Source organism: Streptomyces sp. A3M-1-3 (assembly GCF_024213665.1).
In the GTDB taxonomy this organism is placed as follows: domain Bacteria; phylum Actinomycetota; class Actinomycetes; order Streptomycetales; family Streptomycetaceae; genus Streptomyces.
In genome coordinates this window covers 330,712-348,115 of the sequence record NZ_JANAVP010000001.1, presented here as the reverse complement: position 1 = coordinate 348,115, position 17,404 = coordinate 330,712, and the positions used below count along the sequence as shown (strand labels likewise).

Here is a 17,404-nt window from a genome sequence, read left to right as displayed (position 1 = left end):
GCAAGGTTTTAGAATCGGCGGCCGGCCTTCAGCTTGTTGATGAAGGTGCCCCATGCGTCGGTGGGAAACATCAGTGCCGGACCTTCGGGGTTCTTGCTGTCGCGCACCGGCATCACGCCGGGGAAGCCGTCAGCGACCTCGACGCATTCTCCGCCCTGCGTGTTGCTGTAGCTGGACTTGCGCCAGTCGGCGGCGTTGAGATCGGTCCGGGAGACGTGCGTCACCTGCGTCGCCCGGCGTCCGCAGCCGCACCCCTGCATGCCCGCCGACGATGCCGAGAGCGGGCGCGGACTGCTTCTCGTCCAGGCGCTGGCACTCGACTGGGGAGTGGCGGAGCGGCCGTACGGCAAGACGGTGTGGGCGTACTGTGCCGCCGCCCGCGACGCAGTGCGGCAGCCGGGCGTGTGATCAGCGCGCAGACGTGGCTGTGGGCGGCGCCCCCGGATCATCGGGGTGCCGCCCACAGCATTACGTGCAGGGCGGGTCAGCCGCGCGCGTTGCCCGCCAGGTGGTGGACCCGGACCATGTTCGTCGTGCCCGGGACGCCGGGGGGCGAGCCGGCTGTGATGATCATGATGTCGCCCTCGTTGTAGCGCTGGAGCTTGAGCAGCTCGGCGTCCACCAGGTCGACCATCGCGTCCGTGTTGTCCACGTGCGGGACCACGTACGTCTCGACGCCCCAGCTCAGCGCGAGCTGGTTGCGGGTGCCCGCGTCCGTGGTGAAGGCCAGGATCGGCTGGGTCGTGCGGTAGCGCGACAGCCGCCGGGCGGTGTCGCCGGACTGGGTGAAGGCGACCAGCGACTTGGCACCCAGGAAGTCCGCGATCTCGCAGGCCGCGCGGGCGACCGAACCGCCCTGCGTACGCGGCTTCTTGCCCGGCACCAGCGGCTGGAGGCCCTTGGACAGCAGCTCCTCCTCGGCCGCCTCGACGATGCGGGACATCGTCTTGACCGTCTCGATCGGGTACGCGCCCACGCTGGACTCGGCGGAGAGCATGACCGCGTCGGCGCCGTCCAGGATGGCGTTGGCGACGTCGGAGGCCTCGGCGCGGGTCGGCCGCGAGTTGGTGATCATCGACTCCATCATCTGGGTCGCGACGATCACCGGCTTGGCGTTGCGGCGGCACATCTCGATGAGCCGCTTCTGCACCATCGGCACCTTTTCGAGCGGGTACTCGACGGCCAGGTCACCGCGGGCCACCATCACGCCGTCGAAGGCCGCGATGACGGCGTCCATGTTGGCGACGGCCTGCGGCTTCTCGACCTTGGCGATGACGGGGACCCGGCGGCCCTCCTCGTCCATGATCTTGTGGACGTCCTTGACGTCGTGGGCGTCCCGTACGAAGGAGAGCGCGACCAGGTCGCAGCCCATCCGCAGGGCGAAGCGCAGGTCGTCGATGTCCTTCTCGGAGAGGGCCGGCACGTTCACCGCGGCGCCGGGCAGGTTGATGCCCTTGTGGTCCGAGATGACACCGCCCTCGATGACGATGGTCCGCACCTGCGAGCCGGTCACCTCGGTGACCCGCAGCTCGACGTTTCCGTCGTTGATCAGGATCTGGTCGCCCTTGGACACATCGCCCGGCAGACCCTTGTAAGTGGTGCCGCAGATGGACTTGTCGCCCGGGACGTCCTCGGTGGTGATGGTGAACTCGTCACCGCGCACCAGCTCGACCGGTCCCTCGGCGAAGGTCTCCAGACGGATCTTCGGGCCCTGGAGGTCGGCGAGCACGCCGACCGCGCGCCCGGTGTCCTCAGCGGCCTTGCGGGTGCGGTGATACCGCTCCTCGTGCTCAGCGTGGGACCCGTGGCTCATGTTGAATCGGGCCACGTTCATACCGGCCTCGATGAGCGCTTTCAGCTGCTCGTACGAGTCGACGGCGGGGCCCAGTGTGCAGACGATTTTGGAACGGCGCATGAGCGGATCCTATCCGTTTGTTTCGTAGCGGAATATTCCGTCTGGTGGAAAGTCCAAGTGACTAACCGGTAACCAGCGCGTACGCCTGGGTGGCGATCTCCAGTTCTTCGTCGGTCGGGACCACGGCGACGGCGACCCGCGCGTACGCGGGCGAGATCAGCCGCGGCTCGTCCGCCCGTACGGCATTGAGCCCGCCGTCGACGGCCAGGCCCAGCTCCTCCAGACCGTCGACCGCAGCTTCGCGCACGGCGGCGGCGTTCTCACCCACACCCGCCGTGAAGGCCACCGCGTCCACCCGGCCGAGGATCGCGTAGTACGCCCCGATGTACTTCTTCAGCCGGTGGATGTAGATGTCGAAGGCCAGCCGCGCCTGCCGGTCGCCCTCGCCCATCCGGCGGGTGATCTCGCGCATGTCGTTGTCGCCGCACAGACCGACCATGCCGCTCTTCTTGTTGAGCAGCACGTCGATCTCGTCGGCGGACATCCCGGCGACCCGCATGAGGTGGAAGGTCACCGCGGGGTCGATGTCACCGGAGCGGGTACCCATGACCAGACCCTCCAAGGGGGTCAGGCCCATGGAGGTGTCCACACACCGACCGCCGCGGACCGCCGAGGCCGAAGCCCCGTTGCCCAGGTGCAGCACGATGACGTTGGTGTCCTCGGGCGCCCTGCCCAGCAGCCGGGCGGTCTCCCGGGAGACGTAGGCGTGCGAGGTGCCGTGGAACCCGTACCGGCGGATGCGGTGGGCGTCGGCGGTCGCCACGTCGATCGCGTAGCGGGCCGCGTACTCCGGCATGGTCGTGTGGAAGGCGGTGTCGAAGACGGCCACCTGCGGCAGGTCCGGGCGCAGCGCCTGCGCCGTGCGGATGCCGCTGATGTTCGCCGGGTTGTGCAGCGGGGCGACCGGGACGAGCCGCTCGATCTCCGCCATCACCTCCTCCGTGACCAGGGTGGGCGCGGTGAACTTCTGGCCGCCGTGCACGACGCGGTGCCCGATGACGGCCAGTTCCGGCGAGTCCAGGCCGAGCCCGTCCGCGGCCAGTTCGGCGGCGACGGCCTTCAACGCGGCCCCGTGGTCGGCGATCGGGCCGGTCTGCTCGCGTTTCCCGGCCCCGCCGGCCGGCGGGGTGTGCACCAGACGGGAGGTCTCCTCGCCGATCCGCTCGACCAGGCCGACGGCCAGCCGGGAGCGGTCGCGCATGTCGAGCAGCTGGTACTTCACCGACGACGAGCCGGAGTTGAGGACGAGTACGCGGGTGGCGGTCACAGGTCGGATGCCTTCTGGTGTAGTGGTCGTGGTCGTCATACCGTCCCGCCCTGGGCCTGGATGGCCGTGATGGCCACCGTGTTCACGATGTCCTGGACGAGCGCGCCGCGCGAGAGGTCGTTGACCGGCTTGCGCAACCCCTGGAGCACCGGGCCGACGGCGACCGCGCCGGCCGAACGCTGCACGGCCTTGTACGTGTTGTTGCCCGTGTTGAGGTCCGGGAAGATCAGCACGGTCGCCTGTCCGGCCACCTCGGAACCCGGCAGTTTGGTCGCCGCGACGGAGGGCTCCACGGCCGCGTCGTACTGGATCGGGCCCTCGACCAGCAGGTCGGGCCGGCGCTCGCGGACGATCTCGGTGGCCTTGCGCACCTTGTCGACGTCCGCGCCGGAGCCGGAGGTGCCGGTCGAGTACGAGAGCATCGCGATCCGCGGCTCCACACCGAACTGCGCGGCGGTGGCGGCGGACTGGACGGCGATGTCCGCGAGCTGCTCGGCGTTCGGGTCCGGGTTGACCGCGCAGTCGCCGTACACGAGGACCTTGTCCGCGAGGCACATGAAGAAGACGGAGGAGACGATCGCCGCCTCCGGCTTTGTCTTGATGACCTCGAAGGCGGGCCGGATGGTCGCTGCGGTGGAGTGCACCGAGCCGGAGACCATGCCGTCGGCCAGTCCCTCCTGGACCATCAGCGTGCCGAAGTAGTTGACGTCTGCGACGACGTCGTAGGCGAGTTCGACGCTGACGCCCTTGTGGGCGCGCGCCTTCGCGTACAACTCGGCGAAGCGCTGCCGCAGCTCGGAGGTCTGCGGATCGGTGATCTCCGCGCCCACCAGGTCGACACCGAGGTCGGCGGCCTTCTTGCGGATGGTCTCCACGTCGCCGAGCAGCGTCAGATCGCAGACGTCGCGCCGCAGCAGTACGTCGGCGGCGCGCAGCACCCGGTCCTCGGTGCCCTCCGGCAGGACCACCCGGCGGCGGGCCGAGCGGGCCTGCTCCAGCACCTGGTGCTCGAACATCATCGGGGTGACACGGCCGCTGCGGGCCACGGAGATACGGTTCAGCAGGCCCGCCGTGTCCACATGGCGCTCGAACAGGCCGAGCGCGGTCTCCGCCTTGCGCGGCGTGGCCGCGTTCAACTTGCCTTCCAGTGCGAAGAGTTCGCCTGCGGTCGGGAAGCTGTTGCCGGAGACCGACACGACCGGGGTGCCGGGGGCGAGCCGGGAGGAGAGCGTCAGGATCTCGGCGGGCGGCCGCTCGTTCAGCGTCAGCAGTACGCCCGCTATCGGCGGCGTGCCCGCGGTGTGCGCGGCGAGCGCGCCGACCACCAGGTCGGAGCGGTCGCCGGGGGTGACGACCAGGCAGCCGGGGGTCAGGGCGTTCAGGAAGTTCGGCAGCATGGCCCCGCCGAAGACGAAGTCCAGGGCGTCGCGGGCCAGCCCCGCGTCGTCGCCGAGCAGCACCTCGCCGCCGAGGGCGTGCGTGATCTGGGCGACCGTCGGGGCGGCGAGAGCGGGCTCGTCCGGCAGGACGTAGCAGGGCACCGGGAGGCGGGCGGCCAGCCGCTCCGCTATGAGCTCGCGGTCCTCGGCGGCCACCCGGTTGACCACCATCGCCAGGACGTGGCAGCCCAGGGCGTCGTACGCGCGGTGGGCGTTGCGCGCCTCGGCCCGTACGGACTCGGCGGTCTGGTTCTTGCCGCCGACCACCGGGAGCACCGAGGCGCCGAACTCGTTGGCCAGGCGGGCGTTGAGCGCCAGCTCGTCGGGAAGCTGGGTGGCGGCGTAGTCGGTGCCGAGTACGAGGACCACCTCGTACTCCCGGGCCACGCGGTGGAAGCGGTCGACGAGCCGGGAGACCAGTTCATCGGTACCCTGCTCGGCCTGGAGTGCGGACGCCTCGAGGTAGTCCATGCCGTACACCGAGGCCGGGTCCTGCGACAGCCGGTACCGCGCGCGCAGCAGCTCGAACAGGCGGTCCGGCCCGTCGTGGACCAGCGGGCGGAAGACTCCGACACGGTCGACATGGCGGGTCAGGAGCTCCATGACTCCCAGCTCGATGACCTGCCGGCCGTCCTTCCGGTCGATCCCGGTCACGTACACGCTGCGCGTCACGCGTGCTCTCCGTCCCTTGTCCGTTGTCCGTCTGGCGTGGAAAGGTTCCCGCCGGCCTGGGCCTGCCCTCTTGACAATACCTCTGAGGCTAGGTAAGACGCCCGCCCAGAATGAGCGCTTTCCCGGCCCCCCGTGGGACAATCGCACTGGATCACCTGTTGCTCACACGTACCGCCAGGACGGGAGACACAGCACGATGCGCATCGGAGTTCTCACGGCAGGCGGCGACTGCCCCGGCCTGAACGCAGTGATCCGGTCGGTCGTGCACCGGGCTCTGACCGGCCACGGCGACGAAGTCATCGGCTTCGAGGACGGGTTCAAGGGCCTCCTCGACGGCCACCTGCGCCCGCTCGACCTCAACGCCGTCAGCGGCATCCTGGCCCGTGGCGGAACCATCCTCGGCTCGGCCCGCCTGGAGCGCGACCGGCTGCGCGAAGCCGCCGAGAACTGCGCGGAGCTGGCCCGCCGTTACGGCATCGACGCGCTCATCCCGATCGGCGGCGAGGGCACCTTGACCGCCGCCCGGATGCTGTCGGAGGCCGGGATGCCGGTCGTGGGTGTCCCCAAGACCATCGACAACGACATCTCCGCGACTGACCGCACCTTCGGCTTCGACACCGCCGTCATGGTCGCAACCGAGGCCATCGACCGTCTGAAGACCACCGCCGAGTCGCACCAGCGCGTGATGGTCGTCGAGGTCATGGGCCGCCACGCGGGCTGGATCGCGCTGGAGTCCGGCATGGCGGGCGGCGCGCACGGAATCTGCCTGCCCGAGCGGCCGTTCGAGGTCGACGACCTGGTGAAGATGATCGAGGAGCGCTTCGCGCGCGGCAAGAAGTTCGCGGTGATCTGTGTCGCGGAAGGCGCGCATCCGGCCGAGGGCTCCATGGCGTACGAGAAGGGCGCGATCGACAAGTACGGGCACGAGCGCTTCGCCGGTATCGGCACCCGGCTCGCCATCGAGCTGGAGAAGCGGCTCGGCAAGGAGGCCCGGCCGGTCATCCTGGGACACGTCCAGCGCGGCGGCGTGCCCACCGCGTACGACCGGGTGCTCGCGACCCGCTTCGGCTGGCACGCGGTGGAGGCCGTGCACCGGGGGGACTTCGGCAACATGACCGCGCTGCGCGGCACGAGCATCACCATGGTGCCGCTCGCGCACGGAGTCAGCGAGCTCAAGACCGTCCCCCACGACCGGATGTACGAGGCCGAGTCGGTCTTCTGAGCCGGCTCTCTAGTAGTCCCGTTCCGTCCCGCGCGCCAGGTCCCAGAAGCGGGCGACGATGCCCGCGAGGAACTCCCGGCCCGCGTCGCCGCTGCCCGCCTGGCCGCCACCGCCGCCCCAGCTGAGGGTGGCCACCATCCGGGACTGGTAGTCGTTGTACAGCTGCTCGAGGATGTCCTCGAGGTGGTGCTTCGGTACGGGCAGCAGCTTCGCCAGCGGCCGCAGGTACGCCTGCCAGCGCGTCGTCACCGCGTTGCGCAGCACGTCCGCCAGGGCGTCCTCCTTGCCGGTCGCGGTCACGAACTCGGGCAGCGAGAGGCCCAGCACCTCGGCGAGCGCGGCCGACTGCCGCTCGTTGCCCCTCCAGCGGCCGGACTCCTCCATCTTCAGGTACGAGGACGCGTCCATACCCACCCGCCGGGCCAGCTCGTCGGCAGCCAGGCCGCCCGCGATCCGATGTTCCCGCAATGTGGTCGCCCGCGCCAGCAGCTCGCCCGGCGAACACCACAGCACACCGGCCAGCGCGGTCAGCTCGGCGGAGGTCGGCGACATGTCGCCGCGCTCCCAGGCGATCACCGTTTCCGGGGTGACGGGAAGTCCGTACTGCGCGCTCAGCCCGTAGGCGACGTGGCCGGGCGCCATTCCCAGGGCAGCACGCAGTCGGCGCGCGGCGGGAGCGTTGAAGGGAGGGGTTTGGTGCACGGCCACACGTTAGGAGCGCGGGAGTCCCGGCGACTACGGTGCGTTCACCCAGGCTCACATATTGTAGGAAAGTCCTAGTGCGCACGACTGATCAACCCGTCGCCCGCACGACCGTTCAGTAACCCTCCCCGACCCTACCCGGCCAACCGCCGTTGCGGGAGGGATCCATCACTTCTTCACCGGCCGGCCACCCACCGGTACTGCAGCTCCGGCCGGCCGACCTGTCCGTACTGCGGGCTACGCCCGGCGCGGCCACCCGTCACCAGGTGTTCCAGATAGCGGCGCGCGGTGATCCGGGAGATCCCGACCGCCGTGCCGGCCTCGGCGGCCGTGAGCCCGCCCGGTGACTCGCGCAGCGCGCGCGTCACCGCCTCCAGCGTCGGGCCGCTCAGCCCCTTGGGCAGCGCGGCCGGCTGGGGTGCCCGCAGCGTCGCGAGCGCCCGGTCCACCTCGTCCTGGCCACTGGCCTCGCCCGCCGCAGCGCGGAACTCGGCGTACCGGGTGAGCCGGTCGCGCAGCGTCGCGAAGGTGAAGGGCTTCAGTACGTACTGGACGACGCCCAGGGACACCCCTTCGCGGACCACCGTGAGATCGCGGGCCGAGGTGACCGCGATGACGTCGACGGAGTGACCCGCCGCGCGCAGGGACCGTACGAGGTGCAGTCCGTGCCCGTCGGGGAGGTGCAGATCGAGCAGCAGCAGGTCGACCGGCATCCGGTCGAGCGCCCGGGCGGCCTCGGCCCGTGAGTGCGCCACCCCGACCGAGGTGAAGCCGGCCACCCGGTCCACATACAGCCGGTGCGCGTCCGCCGCGACGGGGTCGTCCTCGACGACCAGGACGCGGATGCCGGCGGCGGGGCCCGTCATGCCGGACCCTCCGTCCGCAACGGCAGCCGTACGGTGAACTCGGCGCCGCCGTCCGGGCCTTCGGCCAGCGCCACGGTACCGCCGTCGCGCCGGACCGTCTGCTGGACCAGCGCGAGGCCGAGGCCCCGGCCCGCGCTCTTGGTCGACCAGCCGCGCCGGAAGACCTCGTCGGCGTCGGCGGGGTCGATACCGGCGCCGGTGTCGGCGACGCGCAGCAGCAGCTCGCCGGCGGCGGTGCTCGCGGTGACGGTGACGCGGGCGCGCTCGCCGCCCTGGGCCGCGTCGACAGCGTTGTCGATCAGGTTGCCCAGGACGGTGACCAGGTCGCGGGCCGGCAGGGTGTCCGGGAGCAGGCCGTCGTCGATGCGGCTGTCCTCGGCGAGGACCAGCTCCACCCCGCGCTCGTTGGCCTGAGCCGCCTTGCCCAGCAGGAGGGCGGCCAGTACCGGTTCCGCGACGGCGTCGACCACCTGGTCGGTGAGGGCCTGGGCGAGCTCCAGCTCGGCCGTCGCGAACTCCACCGCCTCGTCCACCCGGCCCAGTTCGATCAGCGAGACCACCGTGTGGAGCCGGTTCGCCGCCTCGTGCGCCTGCGAGCGCAGGGCCTGGGTGAAGCCGCGCTCGGAGTCCAGCTCGCCGGAGAGCGCCTGGAGTTCGGTGTGGTCCCGCAGCGTGACGACGGTGCCGCGCTGCTCCCCGCTGGAGACCGGCCGGGTGTTGACCACCACGATCCGGTCGGCGGTCAGATGCAGCTCGTCCACGCGCGGCTCGGCGGCCAGCAGCGCCCCGGTGAGCGGAGCGGGCAGGTCCAGTTCCGCGACACCGCGGCCGACCGCATCGGGCGGCAGGCCGAGGAGTTCCCGTGCGCCGTCGTTGACCAGGGCGATCCGGCGCCGGCCGTCGAGCATCAGCAGGCCCTCGCGCACGGCGTGCAGGGTGGCCTGGTGGTAGTCGTGCATCCGGCTCAGCTCGGCCGCGTTCATACCGTGGGTGTGCCGCCGCAGCCGGGCGTTGATGACGTACGTACCGGCGCCGCCCAGGGCCAGCGCGGCGAGCGCGACCGCGATCAGCGCGGCGAGCCGGCGCCGTACCTGCGCGTCGATCCGTTCGACGGTGATCCCCGCACTCACCAGACCGATGATCGTCCGGCCGTCCTTGATCGGGGTGACGACCCGCACGGAGGGGCCGAGGGTGCCGGTGTAGGTCTCGGTGAAGGTCACTCCGGCCAGCGCGGGAGCGGTGTGGCCGAGGAACTCCTCACCGATGCGGCCCGGGTCGGGGTGGGTCCAGCGGATGCCCTGCGGATCCATGATCGTGACGAAGGCGACCGCGGAATCGCGGCGCACCTGCTCGGCGTACGGCTGGAGGGCGGCCGACGGATCGGGCCCCAGGACGGCGGTACGTACGGATGGTGCGTACGCGACCGCCCGCGCGACCGCCGTCGCCTGCCGCCGCGCCGACTCCTCGGCCTGGCGGTGGGCGGTGAGGTAGCTGAACACCGCGCAGCCCGCCACGACCGCGGCCACCAGCACGACCTGCATGGCGAAGAGCTGGCCGGCGAGGCTGCGGGGACGGGGGGCGCGCATCTCTCCAGTGTGCCTGCCGCGCGTGGCGTGAACTCAATGCACGTAACGGTGACCACGGTCACAGGGCGGGTGGATAGTCACCGGGACCGTCCAGGACGTGAGCCGCACGTACTGCGCGTATCCCAAGTCAGGAGGCCCCCGTGACAGGCGCCGCAGCCGTATCCGCGAAGCGGGACCGTACCCACTATCTCTATCTGGCCGTGATCGGCGCGGTGCTGCTCGGCATCGTGGTGGGCTTCGCCGCGCCCGGGGTCGCCGTGGAGCTGAAGCCGATCGGGACCGGCTTCGTCAACCTCATCAAGATGATGATCTCCCCGGTCATCTTCTGCACGATCGTGCTGGGCGTCGGCTCGGTCCGCAAGGCCGCCAAGGTCGGCGCGGTCGGCGGTCTCGCCCTCGGCTACTTCATGGTGATGTCGACCGTCGCGCTCGCCATCGGCCTGGTGGTCGGCAACATCCTCGACCCGGGCTCCGGCCTGCACCTGACCGACGCGGCCCGCAGCGCGGGCGAGCAGCAGGCCGAGGGCGCGGCCGCCTCCACCGAGGAGTTCCTGCTCGGCATCATCCCGACCACCCTGGTCTCCGCCCTCACCGGCGGCGAGGTGCTGCAGACCCTGCTGGTGGCGCTGCTCGTCGGCTTCGCGCTGCAGGCGATGGGGGAGACGGGTGCCCCGGTGATCCGGGGGATCGAGCACATCCAGCGGCTGGTGTTCCGCGTACTGGCCATGATCATGTGGCTGGCTCCGGTGGGCGCGTTCGGCGCGATCGCCGCGGTGGTCGGCCAGACCGGCATCGACGCGCTCAAGTCGCTGGCCGTCATCATGATCGGCTTCTATGTCACCTGCGCACTCTTCGTCTTCGTCGTGCTGGGGGCCATCCTCAAGCTGGTGGCGGGCATCAACCTCTTCTCGCTGCTGAGGTACCTGGGCCGGGAGTTCCTGCTGATCCTCTCCACCTCCTCGTCCGAGTCGGCGCTGCCGCGGCTGATCGCGAAGATGGAGCACCTGGGCGTCAGCAAGCCGGTCGTCGGCATCACCGTGCCGACCGGCTACTCCTTCAACCTCGACGGGACGGCGATCTATCTGACGATGGCGTCCCTCTTCATCGCCGAGGCGATGGGCAACCCGCTCTCCGTGGGTGAGCAGATCTCGCTGCTCCTCTTTATGATCGTCGCTTCCAAGGGCGCGGCGGGCGTCACCGGGGCGGGGCTCGCGACCCTCGCGGGCGGACTGCAGTCGCACCGCCCCGAACTGGTCGACGGCGTCGGCCTGATCGTCGGCATCGACCGCTTCATGAGCGAGGCCCGCGCGCTGACCAACTTTGCGGGCAATGCGGTGGCGACGGTCCTGGTCGGCACCTGGACGAAGGAGATCGACAAGGAGCGGGTGGGCGAGGTGCTCGCCGGCCGGGTGCCGTTCGACGAGCAGACGCTGCTGGACGACGCGAAGGGCGGCCAGGACGACCAGGGCGGCCACGGAGTCCAGGACGTACCGGCGCAGCGCGAGCAGGCCGAGAAGGCGCCGGTCTCGGCCTGATCCGGCCCCTTCGGTGCCCGGCCCACCCCCGCGGTGGCCGGGCACCGGCGTCCCCGCTCGGCGGCCTCCGGCTGGTCAAGCCGCTCAGGGTGCCCAAAGCTGACACCGTGATGACCGCACCTGCGGCGCACCCGCTGGAAGCACCGCTGGAAAGGGAGAGCCGGATGCCGAAGTACCTGGTCCAGGCCAGTTACACCGCCGAGGGAGCCAAGGGGCTGCTCGCCGAGGGCGGGACCGGCCGCAGGACCGCCGTGGAGAACCTGGTCACGTCATGCGGCGGCACGCTCGAAGCGATGTACTTCGCCTTCGGCGACGACGACCTGTACTGCCTCATCGACATGACCGATGAGGTGTCGATGGCCGCGACCGCGCTGACGGCTCGGGCGAGCGGAGCCGTGCAGTCCAGGGCGATCCCGCTGATCAGCGTCGAGGACATCGACGCGGCCGCCAGGAAGAAGCTCGACTTCCGGCCTCCCGGCGCCTGACCGGCCGCAGGCCGGCGCCTTCCCGCGGCGCGAGCCGGCGGGCGGGCAGGGTTGCCGAGGGCGTAGCAGGGTGGCCGAGGACGTACTGGACGGCCTCAGGCGCTGACGGCCGTACGCCTGCGGGTCCCCACGGCCTTCCGTGCCCCGTGGCGGGGCTGCGCCCCTGACGGCCGGGGACCCCTGACGGCCGGGGACCACTGACAGCCGGGTCCCCTGCGGGCGCGGCCGCCCGTGCCGGCGGTGCTACGCCATCCAGGCGTCCGGTCCAGGGTCGCCGCCCTCTGCGCGGGTCGCCAGCCGTGCCACGTAGTGCGTCCAGCCCTCGCGGTGCGCGGCGCAGGCCTCGGCCGAGGGGAGGCCGCTGTGGACCAGGCGCAGCAGGGTGCCCCCGGCGGTCGGCTCCAGCGTGATCTCCACGGTCGAGGAGCCAGGTGGTACGGGCATCCCGCCCTCGGCCCACCCCCAGGTGAACACCAGCCGCTTGGGCGGATCGACCGCCAGGAAGCGCCCCTCGGCGACGTTCTCTCCGGTGACGTTCGTGCGGTAGGAACCGCCCGGCTCGAAGGAGAACTCGCCGTCCTTCCCCATCCACGACAGCCACTTCTCGTGGTCGGTGAAGAAGCCGAAGACGGTCTCGGGGCGGGCGGCGATGTGCCGCTCCAGGGTCACGGTGTCAGTGTTCGCGGTGCTCATCGTTCTCCGTTCCGTTCAACGGCGTCGGCTGCTTCTGCTTCCGTCCCTGCTTCCGCCTGTTCGGCGAGCCGGGCCAGGGTGTCGAGCTTGTCGGCCCACATGGCCTGGAGGTAGTCGGAAAGTGGCCCCAGGGCCTCCCGGTCCGCCCGGTAGAACCGCTTCGTCCCATCCTTGCGCAGGCTGACCAGGCCGGCGTCTCGCAGCACCTTCAGATGCTGGGACACCGCGCCGAAGGTGACCTCGAAGCGGGCCGCGATCTCGCCGGCGGGCAGCTCGTCGTCCCAGATCAGCCGGAGGATCTCGCGCCGTCTGGGCTCGGCGATCGCCTGTACCGCGTCCATGTTCCGAATTTTAGTCCACGCTTCAGTTTGCGCTCCTCCCGAGCTTATTTTAGTGTGTACTCAAATATACGTAGCCGCCGAACGGTTGACGACACACGCTGCAGGAGCGCCCATGACCGAGATCACCTTCCAGACAGACATCGCCACCGACCGCGCCCGTGTGCTGGAGGCGCTAAACACCCACGACGGCCTCACCGGCTGGTGGACCAACGACGTGAACCGCAAGGACGAAGTCCTCTACTTCAACTTCCCCGGCGTTCCGGAGCCCTTCCAGCTCCGCCGTGAGCGGGCGGACGAGGACGGCGTCACCTGGGAGAACATCGGCGCCGTCCCGCCGCACTGGGCGGGCACGACCATCACCTGGACGCTGACCGAGATCCCCGGCGGCGCGGGCACCCGCGTGGCCTTCTCGCATGCCGGCTTCCGGGACGGCGAGCCCGAGCTGCCGATGATCACCGGCACCTGGGAGCAGCTGATGACCCGGCTGAAGGACTTCGCCGAGACCGGCGAGCCCGCCCCCCTCTTCCACGTCTGACGTGGCGACAAGCCGCCCACCCCCACCACCCACCGGAGAACCCCCATGCATGCCCAGATCGACGAACTCGCCGCTGCCCTCGCCGACGCCGCCCGCGCCGTACGCCCCGAGCAGCTTGAGTCCCGTACACCCTGTGACCAGTTCACCGTCGCCGAACTGCTCGGCCATCTCTCCGGCGTTCTCGCCGGCTCCGAGCGAGCCGCACGCAACCTGCCGCAGACGGCCGAGGCGCCCGAGGCGACCCCCAACGCCGTCGCCGATCAGGCGGCCAAGACTGCGGCCGCCTGGGCCGACCCGGCCGCGTACCAGGGCATGACCGAGTTCGGCCCCGGCGAGATGCCCGCCCAGGCAGCCGCCGCGATCACGCTCCAGGAACTGGCCCTGCACGGCTGGGACCTCGCCCGTGCCACCGGGCGGGACTTCGCGGTGAGCGAGGAGGCAGCCCAGGCCGTGCTCGGTGTGGTCGGCCAGATCGCGGAGCAGGCCCGCGGCACCGGCGCGTACGGCCCGGCGCTCGAGGCGCCCGCCGATGCCGGAGCCTTCGCGCAGGCACTGGCCGCGAGCGGCCGCGCCGCGCACTGGACCCGCTGACGGCCGCACGCAGACGAACGGACCGGTGATCCCGCGCGCGGCAGCCGGCCCGCGTGGCATCGGAGCGCGGCGAGGGGCCTTCAGAACCGTGGTCCGTCGCCGCGCTCCTGCGGTCTGCCTCGACCGGCCGCGCTCACTGCTGGATCGGGTTGCCGTCCGTCCTGCAGTTCTGGATCTCGCCGGTGCCCCAGTTGCCGGGGCCGCCGGGGTAGGCGTGGCCGGTGTCGATCTGCCAGTTGGCGGAAGAGGGCGGGCTGCCGTTGGCGCCGGTGAAGTCGTCGCTCCACTGGAGACTCCAGCCTGGGGCGGGGGGTGGTACCGCGCCGCGCGCGGGGCCGGCTGTCATCAGCGCGGCCAGTCCGGCGAGGGCGGCGACCGCCGCGGCAAGCGCGGCGAGCGATCGACCCGGGGGACGTCGAGCGGCTGTGGGCCTCCACCTCGGCGGTGCCGAAGGAGGTCATGGACATGATGCGGACGCCGGACGCGTTCGGCCCCGGCGTGAAGGTCTTCGGCCCGGAGGTCGTGGTCCCGGAGAACGCCCCGCCCCAGGACCGCCTGCTCGGCATGACGGGCCGCGACCCGCGCTGATCCGCCGGCTCAGTGGATGATCGAGTAACTGCGCCACGGCATGGTGCCCGGGGCGATGCTGTCGGACAGTGTGGTGGCCACGTACGTCCCGCCGTCCTCCGTCACCTTCTTGCAGTTGGGAGTGCGGTACAGGACGAAGTCGACCCTCGTGTCGTTGACCACCCTGGTGGCTCCTCTGGCACCGAGGGACTGACACCCCCGCACCAGCGGGTTGCTGATCGTGACGACGAGGTCCTCCCTGTCGACGGAGCTGAAGGTGCCGACCGCGGTCCGGCCGAGACCCGAACAGCCAGTGGCGGCGAGCAGCAGCAGCGCCGCCCCGGTGATGACGCCGAGACGCCGGTGATCGGACATGGGCGGTCCTCGTCTGTGCGGAGCGTGTCCTCGTGGAGACCAAGCTGCCGTGTAGGAGCCCTGGGGGCACCCGGTGCGCGACCACTCGGATGAAAACGCCGGCTCGGTCCCCCGACCGCTGCCGTACAGACCCGCAGGTTTGTACTGTTTGCGCATGGAGAATATCTATCCGCTAGTCGAAGCCCGGAACCAGCTCGGGCAGCTTGTCGGCCGGGTCCGCCACGGTCACGAACAGATCGTCATCAGCGAATACGGCAAGCCTGCAGCCGCCCTCATCCCGATAGAGGAACTGGAGGAACTGCGGCGCCTGCGCGACGAAGCGGACATCGCGGAAGCCACCGCGCGCGAAGCCGGGCCGACCGGCCGTCCCATGACACACGACGACTTCATGGCCCAGCTGGACACTGAGGACGGCCAGGTGGCTGCGTCCTGACTCACACCGTCCTTGTGCTCGAATTAGGCCGCGTCAACCGACCGCCGTCGACGGTCCGGACGAACGGCCTCGTTGCCTTGACGTCTGCGTCAACGATTACCGTCGGGGCATGCGAATCGGCGAGCTTGCGGAGCGGGCCGGGACGACGACCCGCACCCTGCGTTACTACGAGTCCCGCGGGCTGCTGCCCGCCCGGCGCGCGGTCAACGGCTACCGCACGTACGACGAGGACGACCTGCGGCTTCTCCAGCAGATCCGGACCCTCCAGGACTTCGGCTTCGACCTGGAGGAGACCCGGCCCTTCGTGGAGTGCCTCCAGGCCGGCCACCCGGCGGGCGACTCCTGCCCGGCCTCGCTCCTGGTGTACCGGAGCAAGCTGGCCGAGCTGGACGCGCTGATCGGCCGGCTCCAGACCGTACGCGAGCAGGTCGCCGCGCAGCTCGCGCGAGCCGAGGCGGAGTTTTCGGGGGGTCCGGGCGGTCCGGAGCCCCGGTGTGAACTGAGGGGATGACTCATGGTGCAGGCAGTCGGCGTGGACGCGGTGACCGATGCGACGTTCGCGGAGGAGGTACTGCGCTCGGAACTGCCGGTCCTGGTGGAGTTCACCGCGGACTGGTGCGGCCCGTGCCGTCAGATCGCCCCGGTCTTGAGCGCGGTGGCGGCGGAAGAGAGCGGCCGCATCAAGATCATCCAGCTCGACGTGGACGCGAACCCAGAGACGATGGCTGCCTACGGCGTGCTGTCGATGCCGACGCTGATGGTGTTCCGGGGCGGCGAGCCAGTGAAGTCGATGGTCGGGGCGCGGCCTAAGCGGAGGCTTCTTCAGGAGCTTGAAGATGTGATGTGAACGCGGCCCACGTCCGGGGAGCGAAGGTGATGGCCGGCCCGGTGGGTGCGACCTTCGAGTCCCGGACGTGGACGGCGGTGTGAGGCCGTACGGCGACCTCGACGCACGAGCCGCCGCTGGAGTCGCTGTAGCTCGACTTGAACCAGTGCAGAGTGCTCATTGTTCTCCCGCCAACTCCTCGATGAGAGCCAAGGATTCGTCCGGCCCGAGAGCCTGTGCCCGGATCATCGCATATCGCTGCGCGAGAGTGCTGACCTCGTCGGGTTTGCGGATGAGCTGGCTGTTGCCCTGCGTTTCGAGATACGCCACATGCTCGTGGTCCGGTGTCTCGACCAGGATCACTGGGCCTTCGAGGCCCGCGTGCTCGCCGCGCGCTCCGCGCGACAGCGGCAGCACCTGCACGGTGACGTTGCGACGCCGGGCGGACTCGGCCAGATAGCGCAGTTGGCCGCGCATGACCTCGGCGCTGCCGATCTGCCGTCGTAGGACGGACTCGTCCAGGACGAGAGAGAGCAGGGGGACCGGCCTGCGGTCGAAGAGAGCGGAACGGTCCATGCGGGCCCCGACCAGTTCTTCCAGCTCCTCGTCACCGTAGGGCGGGAATCCGCATCCCAGCACCGCGCGTGCGTAGTCCTCCGTCTGGAAGAGGCCGTCGACGACCAGTGTCTGGTACGAGGAGATGCTCACCGCCGCCGCCTCCAGCGGCACGTAGTCCTGGAAGTGCTCCGGATAGCGGTCCAGCAGCAGGTACCTGCCCGCCAGCCGGATCATCCCCGACCCGCCGCACAGATGCTCGTCGAGTCCCGCCAGCATCTTCTCCGTGGGCAGGTTCTTGCACGTCTCCACCGCGCTGATCGCCGCCCCGGTGTAGTGGAATCGCGCCCCCAACTCCTCCTGGGACCAACCCGCCTGCGTACGCAGCGTACGCACCATGTCCGCGAGGTACTGCGCCGTGGCCGAAACCGGCCGCTTGCTTTCTGTCCGAGTCACCCGGACCCCCTCAACCCGGTTCAACGCGCGTTCGACCGGCCGGAACAGAGCCAGTCATCCACGCTCAGTCACTTTCGACGGTAGCCCTCTGCGCCGACAGTGGTCCCATGAATACGGAAAGTCACCTCTCCTGGGTGCCCGGAAGCGGCCACCAACTCCGTAAAGCCGGGGTGTACTTCGATGCGGTCCGCCTCCCGGGCGCTCTCGGGCGCCACGTCGCCGATGTCCTCGCCGGGCTGACCGGCGGCGACCCCGGGCCCGTCATCCAGGAGGCGAGCGGGGAGCAGCACACCTACTTCCTGGTCCCACCCGGCACTACCGGGCACCGCCGCTGGCCGCCGGA

The 17,404-nt window shown here is 70.6% G+C and carries 22 protein-coding genes and 1 pseudogene; 10 read left to right on the top strand and 13 right to left on the bottom strand.

The annotated features are described in order from the left end of the window. Window positions 1–8: 8 nt before the first annotated feature. Window positions 9–224, bottom strand: coding sequence for a DUF397 domain-containing protein (locus NLX86_RS01620; RefSeq protein ID WP_254369705.1), 216 nt, complete (start codon window positions 222–224; stop codon window positions 9–11). A 34-nt stretch (window positions 225–258) separates the two neighbouring features. Here NLX86_RS01620 and NLX86_RS01615 point away from each other — a divergent pair, with 34 nt between their 5' ends. Then, a complete protein-coding gene (locus NLX86_RS01615; protein WP_308409533.1) occupies window positions 259–408 on the top strand; it encodes an ATP-binding protein in 150 nt (49 codons plus the stop codon). A gap of 76 nt (window positions 409–484) precedes the next feature. On the opposite strand, the gene pyk is transcribed toward NLX86_RS01615, so the two are convergent. The 3 genes from pyk to pta all read right to left on the bottom strand — a co-directional run bounded on the left by pyk (window position 485) and on the right by pta (window position 5,293). Beyond that, window positions 485–1,915, bottom strand: coding sequence for a pyruvate kinase (gene pyk / locus NLX86_RS01610; RefSeq protein WP_254369704.1), 1,431 nt, complete (start codon window positions 1,913–1,915; stop codon window positions 485–487). 61 nt (window positions 1,916–1,976) lie between these two features. After that, the gene (locus NLX86_RS01605) at window positions 1,977–3,221 is read right to left on the bottom strand and encodes an acetate kinase (RefSeq protein ID WP_374213812.1); all 1,245 of its coding nucleotides are present in this window, start codon (window positions 3,219–3,221) and stop codon (window positions 1,977–1,979) included. Beyond that, window positions 3,218–5,293, bottom strand: a complete 2,076-nt coding sequence (pta, locus tag NLX86_RS01600; protein WP_254369702.1) for a phosphate acetyltransferase — start codon at window positions 5,291–5,293, stop codon at window positions 3,218–3,220. Before pta ends, NLX86_RS01605 begins: the two co-directional genes overlap by 4 nt. Before the next feature lie 196 nt (window positions 5,294–5,489). On the opposite strand from pta, the gene NLX86_RS01595 reads away from it, so the two are divergent. Then, window positions 5,490–6,515, top strand: a complete 1,026-nt coding sequence (locus tag NLX86_RS01595; RefSeq protein ID WP_254369701.1) for an ATP-dependent 6-phosphofructokinase — start codon at window positions 5,490–5,492, stop codon at window positions 6,513–6,515. Between the two features lie 9 nt (window positions 6,516–6,524). Here NLX86_RS01595 and NLX86_RS01590 read toward each other — a convergent pair whose 3' ends face one another. The 3 genes from NLX86_RS01590 to NLX86_RS01580 form a co-directional block, all read right to left on the bottom strand. Then, entirely contained in the window at window positions 6,525–7,157 is a 633-nt protein-coding gene (locus NLX86_RS01590) for a helix-turn-helix domain-containing protein (RefSeq protein ID WP_254369788.1), read from the bottom strand. Window positions 7,158–7,393: 236 nt separating this feature from the next. Further along, the gene (locus NLX86_RS01585) at window positions 7,394–8,083 is read right to left on the bottom strand and encodes a response regulator (protein ID WP_254369700.1); all 690 of its coding nucleotides are present in this window, start codon (window positions 8,081–8,083) and stop codon (window positions 7,394–7,396) included. After that, complete coding sequence (locus NLX86_RS01580) at window positions 8,080–9,669, bottom strand: sensor histidine kinase (RefSeq protein ID WP_254369699.1); 1,590 nt, start codon at window positions 9,667–9,669, stop codon at window positions 8,080–8,082. Before NLX86_RS01580 ends, NLX86_RS01585 begins: the two co-directional genes overlap by 4 nt. A gap of 140 nt (window positions 9,670–9,809) precedes the next feature. Here NLX86_RS01580 and NLX86_RS01575 point away from each other — a divergent pair, with 140 nt between their 5' ends. After that, window positions 9,810–11,204 carry a cation:dicarboxylate symporter family transporter gene (locus tag NLX86_RS01575; RefSeq protein WP_254369698.1) on the top strand — a complete coding sequence of 465 codons (1,395 nt, stop codon included), beginning with the start codon at window positions 9,810–9,812 and terminating at the stop codon, window positions 11,202–11,204. A 110-nt stretch (window positions 11,205–11,314) separates the two neighbouring features. Then, complete coding sequence (locus NLX86_RS01570) at window positions 11,315–11,689, top strand: GYD domain-containing protein (RefSeq protein WP_254369697.1); 375 nt, start codon at window positions 11,315–11,317, stop codon at window positions 11,687–11,689. Window positions 11,690–11,932: 243 nt separating this feature from the next. On the opposite strand, the gene NLX86_RS01565 is transcribed toward NLX86_RS01570, so the two are convergent. Together NLX86_RS01565 and NLX86_RS01560 are read right to left on the bottom strand one after the other, a co-directional pair. Next, on the bottom strand, window positions 11,933–12,382 hold the full coding sequence (locus tag NLX86_RS01565; protein WP_254369696.1) for an SRPBCC domain-containing protein: 450 nt from the start codon (window positions 12,380–12,382) through the stop codon (window positions 11,933–11,935). Further along, window positions 12,379–12,723: a helix-turn-helix transcriptional regulator gene (locus NLX86_RS01560; RefSeq protein WP_254369695.1), complete on the bottom strand. Its 345-nt coding sequence runs from the start codon at window positions 12,721–12,723 to the stop codon at window positions 12,379–12,381. The genes NLX86_RS01565 and NLX86_RS01560 overlap by 4 nt, the downstream gene beginning before the upstream one ends. A gap of 112 nt (window positions 12,724–12,835) precedes the next feature. Between NLX86_RS01560 and NLX86_RS01555 the strand changes: the two genes are divergently transcribed. After that, window positions 12,836–13,258: an SRPBCC domain-containing protein gene (locus NLX86_RS01555; RefSeq protein WP_254369694.1), complete on the top strand. Its 423-nt coding sequence runs from the start codon at window positions 12,836–12,838 to the stop codon at window positions 13,256–13,258. 45 nt (window positions 13,259–13,303) lie between these two features. After that, entirely contained in the window at window positions 13,304–13,849 is a 546-nt protein-coding gene (locus NLX86_RS01550) for a TIGR03086 family metal-binding protein (RefSeq protein ID WP_254369693.1), read from the top strand. A 166-nt stretch (window positions 13,850–14,015) separates the two neighbouring features. Here NLX86_RS01550 and NLX86_RS01545 read toward each other — a convergent pair. Continuing rightward, window positions 14,016–14,246 (bottom strand): annotated as a pseudogene (locus NLX86_RS01545) (1,3-beta-glucanase); the annotation flags it as partial. A 62-nt stretch (window positions 14,247–14,308) separates the two neighbouring features. On the opposite strand from NLX86_RS01545, the gene NLX86_RS34320 reads away from it, so the two are divergent. Beyond that, window positions 14,309–14,437: a hypothetical protein gene (locus tag NLX86_RS34320; protein ID WP_302060791.1), complete on the top strand. Its 129-nt coding sequence runs from the start codon at window positions 14,309–14,311 to the stop codon at window positions 14,435–14,437. Window positions 14,438–14,446: 9 nt separating this feature from the next. Here NLX86_RS34320 and NLX86_RS01540 read toward each other — a convergent pair whose 3' ends face one another. Then, window positions 14,447–14,791, bottom strand: coding sequence for a hypothetical protein (locus NLX86_RS01540; protein ID WP_254369692.1), 345 nt, complete (start codon window positions 14,789–14,791; stop codon window positions 14,447–14,449). A 154-nt stretch (window positions 14,792–14,945) separates the two neighbouring features. Here NLX86_RS01540 and NLX86_RS01535 point away from each other — a divergent pair, with 154 nt between their 5' ends. The 3 genes from NLX86_RS01535 to trxA all read left to right on the top strand — a co-directional run bounded on the left by NLX86_RS01535 (window position 14,946) and on the right by trxA (window position 16,071). Then, on the top strand, window positions 14,946–15,224 hold the full coding sequence (locus tag NLX86_RS01535) for a type II toxin-antitoxin system prevent-host-death family antitoxin (protein ID WP_254369691.1): 279 nt from the start codon (window positions 14,946–14,948) through the stop codon (window positions 15,222–15,224). A 109-nt stretch (window positions 15,225–15,333) separates the two neighbouring features. Further along, entirely contained in the window at window positions 15,334–15,735 is a 402-nt protein-coding gene (locus tag NLX86_RS01530; protein ID WP_254369690.1) for a MerR family transcriptional regulator, read from the top strand. 3 nt (window positions 15,736–15,738) lie between these two features. Beyond that, complete coding sequence (trxA, locus tag NLX86_RS01525; RefSeq protein ID WP_302060790.1) at window positions 15,739–16,071, top strand: thioredoxin; 333 nt, start codon at window positions 15,739–15,741, stop codon at window positions 16,069–16,071. Here trxA and NLX86_RS01520 read toward each other — a convergent pair. Together NLX86_RS01520 and NLX86_RS01515 are read right to left on the bottom strand one after the other, a co-directional pair. Next, window positions 16,031–16,231, bottom strand: a complete 201-nt coding sequence (locus NLX86_RS01520; protein WP_254369689.1) for a DUF397 domain-containing protein — start codon at window positions 16,229–16,231, stop codon at window positions 16,031–16,033. The two genes, trxA and NLX86_RS01520, sit on opposite strands and share 41 nt — an antisense overlap. Then, window positions 16,228–17,061 (bottom strand): helix-turn-helix transcriptional regulator, encoded by an 834-nt coding sequence (locus tag NLX86_RS01515; protein ID WP_254369688.1) that lies wholly within the window; start codon window positions 17,059–17,061, stop codon window positions 16,228–16,230. The genes NLX86_RS01520 and NLX86_RS01515 overlap by 4 nt, the downstream gene beginning before the upstream one ends. Between the last annotated feature and the right edge of the window lie 343 nt (window positions 17,062–17,404).

Bases quoted from the DNA above. Each gene is read 5' to 3' on its own strand.
- NLX86_RS01580 (WP_254369699.1), bottom strand. From the start codon at position 9,669: ATGCGCGCCCCCCGTCCCCGCAGCCTCGCCGGCCAGCTCTTCGCCATG.
- NLX86_RS34320 (WP_302060791.1), top strand. From the start codon at position 14,309: ATGGACATGATGCGGACGCCGGACGCGTTCGGCCCCGGCGTGAAGGTC.
- NLX86_RS01605 (WP_374213812.1), bottom strand. From the start codon at position 3,221: ATGACGACCACGACCACTACACCAGAAGGCATCCGACCTGTGACCGCC.
- NLX86_RS01535 (WP_254369691.1), top strand. From the start codon at position 14,946: ATGGAGAATATCTATCCGCTAGTCGAAGCCCGGAACCAGCTCGGGCAG.
- NLX86_RS01570 (WP_254369697.1), top strand. From the start codon at position 11,315: ATGACCGCACCTGCGGCGCACCCGCTGGAAGCACCGCTGGAAAGGGAG.
- NLX86_RS01585 (WP_254369700.1), bottom strand. From the start codon at position 8,083: ATGACGGGCCCCGCCGCCGGCATCCGCGTCCTGGTCGTCGAGGACGAC.
- NLX86_RS01565 (WP_254369696.1), bottom strand. From the start codon at position 12,382: ATGAGCACCGCGAACACTGACACCGTGACCCTGGAGCGGCACATCGCC.
- NLX86_RS01590 (WP_254369788.1), bottom strand. From the start codon at position 7,157: ATGGCGCCCGGCCACGTCGCCTACGGGCTGAGCGCGCAGTACGGACTT.
- NLX86_RS01520 (WP_254369689.1), bottom strand. From the start codon at position 16,231: ATGAGCACTCTGCACTGGTTCAAGTCGAGCTACAGCGACTCCAGCGGC.
- NLX86_RS01560 (WP_254369695.1), bottom strand. From the start codon at position 12,723: ATGGACGCGGTACAGGCGATCGCCGAGCCCAGACGGCGCGAGATCCTC.
- NLX86_RS01530 (WP_254369690.1), top strand. From the start codon at position 15,334: ATGCGAATCGGCGAGCTTGCGGAGCGGGCCGGGACGACGACCCGCACC.
- NLX86_RS01550 (WP_254369693.1), top strand. From the start codon at position 13,304: ATGCATGCCCAGATCGACGAACTCGCCGCTGCCCTCGCCGACGCCGCC.
- NLX86_RS01555 (WP_254369694.1), top strand. From the start codon at position 12,836: ATGACCGAGATCACCTTCCAGACAGACATCGCCACCGACCGCGCCCGT.
- NLX86_RS01615 (WP_308409533.1), top strand. From the start codon at position 259: ATGCCCGCCGACGATGCCGAGAGCGGGCGCGGACTGCTTCTCGTCCAG.
- NLX86_RS01595 (WP_254369701.1), top strand. From the start codon at position 5,490: ATGCGCATCGGAGTTCTCACGGCAGGCGGCGACTGCCCCGGCCTGAAC.
- NLX86_RS01540 (WP_254369692.1), bottom strand. From the start codon at position 14,791: ATGTCCGATCACCGGCGTCTCGGCGTCATCACCGGGGCGGCGCTGCTG.
- pyk (WP_254369704.1), bottom strand. From the start codon at position 1,915: ATGCGCCGTTCCAAAATCGTCTGCACACTGGGCCCCGCCGTCGACTCG.
- trxA (WP_302060790.1), top strand. From the start codon at position 15,739: ATGGTGCAGGCAGTCGGCGTGGACGCGGTGACCGATGCGACGTTCGCG.